This window comes from Mesorhizobium sp. M7A.F.Ca.US.002.01.1.1 (assembly GCF_004022955.1).
GTDB classification, from domain to species: domain Bacteria; phylum Pseudomonadota; class Alphaproteobacteria; order Rhizobiales; family Rhizobiaceae; genus Mesorhizobium; species Mesorhizobium ciceri.
Genome location: NZ_RZQE01000599.1, coordinates 1 through 3,025 on the forward strand (window position 1 = coordinate 1; position 3,025 = coordinate 3,025).

4 protein-coding genes are annotated in these 3,025 nt (G+C 63.9%); 3 read left to right on the forward strand and 1 reads right to left on the reverse strand.

Annotated features, from left to right (window positions below; translation table 11 throughout):
• The 3 genes from EN932_RS32615 to glp all read left to right on the forward strand — a co-directional run.
• On the forward strand, positions 1 to 399 hold a 399-nt coding region (locus EN932_RS32615), incomplete at its 5' end, for an indole-3-glycerol phosphate synthase TrpC (RefSeq protein WP_164890745.1).
• Positions 400 to 401: 2 nt separating this feature from the next.
• Positions 402 to 884: a cyclic pyranopterin monophosphate synthase MoaC gene (gene moaC, locus EN932_RS32620; RefSeq protein WP_064995870.1), complete on the forward strand. Its 483-nt coding sequence runs from the start codon at positions 402 to 404 to the stop codon at positions 882 to 884.
• A complete protein-coding gene (gene glp, locus EN932_RS32625) occupies positions 884 to 2,089 on the forward strand; it encodes a gephyrin-like molybdotransferase Glp (RefSeq protein WP_127385144.1) in 1,206 nt (401 codons plus the stop codon). Before moaC ends, glp begins: the two co-directional genes overlap by 1 nt.
• Before the next feature lie 48 nt (positions 2,090 to 2,137).
• Here glp and EN932_RS32630 read toward each other — a convergent pair whose 3' ends face one another.
• A complete protein-coding gene (locus EN932_RS32630) occupies positions 2,138 to 2,968 on the reverse strand; it encodes an alpha/beta hydrolase (RefSeq protein ID WP_127385143.1) in 831 nt (276 codons plus the stop codon).
• Positions 2,969 to 3,025 lie beyond the last annotated feature (57 nt).

The following is a 3,025-nucleotide window of genomic DNA, read 5'->3' on the forward strand; positions in this document are numbered from 1 at the left end:
GATGCCATCCTGATCATCATGGCCAGCGTCGACGACGCCCTGGCGAGCGAGCTTGAGGCAACGGCATTCGAACTCGGCATGGATGCGCTGATCGATGTGCATGATGAGTCCGAGACGCTGCGCGCGCTAAAACTGTCGTCGCGGCTGATCGGCATCAACAACCGCAATCTGAGAACATTTGAAACCAGCCTTAAAACGTCGGAGCGGCTGGCACCCATGGTGCCGGGCGGCCGCCTGCTGGTCAGCGAGAGCGGTATTTTCACCCATGACGACTGCCTCAGGCTGCAAAAGAGCGACATCGGCACTTTTCTTGTCGGCGAGAGCCTGATGCGGCAACAGGACGTCACCACCGCGACGCGCTTGCTTCTGACAGGCAAGGCTTTGGCCGAGGCTATCTGACGATGGTATCAGGCCTGACCCATCTCGGCGCGCAGGGCGAGGCCAACATGGTCGATGTCGGCGACAAGGAAGAAACAACGCGCACGGCGATCGCCGAAGGCTTTGTCGCGATGCAGCCCGAGACGCTGAAGATGATCCTCGCCGGCAACGCCAAGAAGGGTGACGTGCTCGGCACCGCGCGCATTGCCGGCATCATGGCGGCGAAGAAGACGCATGAGCTGATCCCGCTCTGCCATCCGCTGCTGCTGACCAAGGTTTCCGTCGACATCGAGCCGGACCACGCTTTACCTGGCCTGAAGGTCACCGCACTGGCCCGCGTCACCGGCAAGACGGGCGTCGAGATGGAAGCGCTGACGGCCGCTTCGGTAGCCTGCCTGACCATCTACGACATGGCCAAAGCAGTAGACCGCGCCATGGTCATCACCGGCATCTGCCTGGTCGAAAAGACCGGTGGCAAGTCGGGTGACTACAAGGCGAGTTCCTGATGGCGCTGGTTCCTATCGCGGAGGCGCTTGAACGCCTGCTCGATGGTGCGGCACCTCTAGCCGGCGAAAGCCTTCCTCTGTTCGAGGCGGTGGATCGTGTTCTGGCAGAACAGGTCGTGGCACTCCGTACCCAGCCACCTTTCAACGCTTCCGCCATGGATGGCTATGCCGCTCGAGCCGCCGACGTGGCGTCGGTACCATCCAGGCTGTCGGTGATCGGCATGGCGCCGGCCGGACGTGGTTTTGCCGGTAGGATCGGCAAGGCACAAGCGGTGCGCATCTTCACCGGCGCGCCGCTGCCCGAAGGCGCCGACACCATCGTCATCCAGGAGAATGTCCACGACCTCGGCGGCGGCGAAATCGAAGTGACCGAGCCGACGGCGCAATGGCGCAATATCCGCCGCATCGGGCTCGATTTTTCAACAGGCGATGTGCTGCTCGAAAGAGGCCGTTTGCTCGACCCGGCGGCACTGTCGCTGGCAGCATCGGCCAACCATCCCCAGGTCAAGGTGGTAAGACGACCGCTTGTCGCCATCATCGCCACCGGCGACGAATTGCTGCCGCCGGGCAGTAATCTCGGCCCGGACCAGATCATCTCGTCCAATGCCTATGGCGTCGCTGCCACCGCACACTCGGTCGGCGCCCGCGCGCTCGATCTCGGCATTGCCGCCGATCGCAAGGAGGCCATCGCCGAACTGGTGCAAAAAGCGGTGGCGGCCGGTGCGGATGTCATCGTGACGCTTGGTGGCGCCTCGGTCGGCGATCACGACCTGATCCACGATGTGCTGACCGGCGAAGGCATGACGCTCGGCTTCTGGAAGATTGCCATGCGCCCCGGCAAGCCGCTGATGTTCGGCCGCCTCGGCGATATCAGGTGCATCGGCCTGCCCGGCAACCCGGTGGCAAGCCTGGTCTGCTCGCAACTGTTCCTGAAGCCGCTGCTGGCGCGGCTCGGCGGCCGCAACCATCGCCAGGACATTCGCCCAGCGCGACTGGGTGCCGCAATGCCGGCCAATGATTTGCGCCAGGACTATGTCCGAGCCGTGGTCAGGGAAGATGACGGCGCGCTGGTGGCGACGCCGTTCGGCATTCAGGATTCCTCGATGCTGAGAATGCTGGCCGACGCCAACGGGCTGATCGTGCGGGCACCGTTTGCCCCTGCAGCAGCCGCGGGCGAGGCTTGCAGCGTTTTGATGCTGCGCTGAGGAATTCCAGGCAAGCCGTTCATAACAGACGAGAAAGTGATCTCGGCTCTAGCTCGAGATCAAGCTCTGTGTCAGCGGATGCGCCGGATCGGTAAGGCCGTCGACAATGTCGTAGTGATGCCGGTCGGGCTCGACCACGGTGCTGGTGGTGGCGCCAAGGCCGGTCCAGATGTTGGCAAGCAACGTATTCTGGCGCAGGAACTCGGCGCGCTCACCGCCGCCGGCCCAGCAGGTGACGCGGGCGCCATCCATCGGGCGCAGCAGGGCTGGGCTTTCAGCCAGCGCCTCCTCTTCGTCGATTGCCAGGTCCTTGTTCATGCCGGTGCGCATGAGCGGACGCAAATCGTGTAGACCTGAAATCGAAACGACATGGCGTATGCGCCGCGCCACATCCGGCGCCAGAGGCGTGGTTGTCGTCACCATCCGGGTGGCGAGATGGCCGCCGGCCGAATGTCCGGTCAGCATCAGCGGTCCGTCAACCATTGCCGCTGCCTTGCCAATCGCCGCCCCGACTTCCCGGACGATGCCTGCGATGCGTATGTCCGGGCACAGCGTGTAGGAGGGCATCGCAACGGCGAAGCCGCTGCCGACCGCGCCCTTGGCGAGATGCGACCACAAGCTCTTGTCGGTCTCCAGCCAGTAACCGCCATGGATAATCACCACCAGTCCTTTGGGCGCGGCCTTGGGAAGGAAAAGATCGAGCCGATTGCGCGACCCGTCGCCATAGGCGATGTCGAGCCGTGCCCGGCTCTCTGCCGAGAGCGCATCGCGGAATGCTGCCGCTGGCTCCGCCCAGGCGGCTGGCCAACGGTCGCTGCCGGCGATGTTCGCACCGTTGGCATAGGCATCATCCCAATCGACGATGTGACGTTCGAACATCTGCGCCCTCCCCCAAAACGGCATCGCTTCTCCGCCAGCAATGGCCAACGCCACGAC

Bases quoted from the DNA above. Each gene is read 5' to 3' on its own strand.
- moaC (WP_064995870.1), top strand. From the start codon at position 402: ATGGTATCAGGCCTGACCCATCTCGGCGCGCAGGGCGAGGCCAACATG.
- EN932_RS32630 (WP_127385143.1), bottom strand. From the start codon at position 2,968: ATGTTCGAACGTCACATCGTCGATTGGGATGATGCCTATGCCAACGGT.
- glp (WP_127385144.1), top strand. From the start codon at position 884: ATGGCGCTGGTTCCTATCGCGGAGGCGCTTGAACGCCTGCTCGATGGT.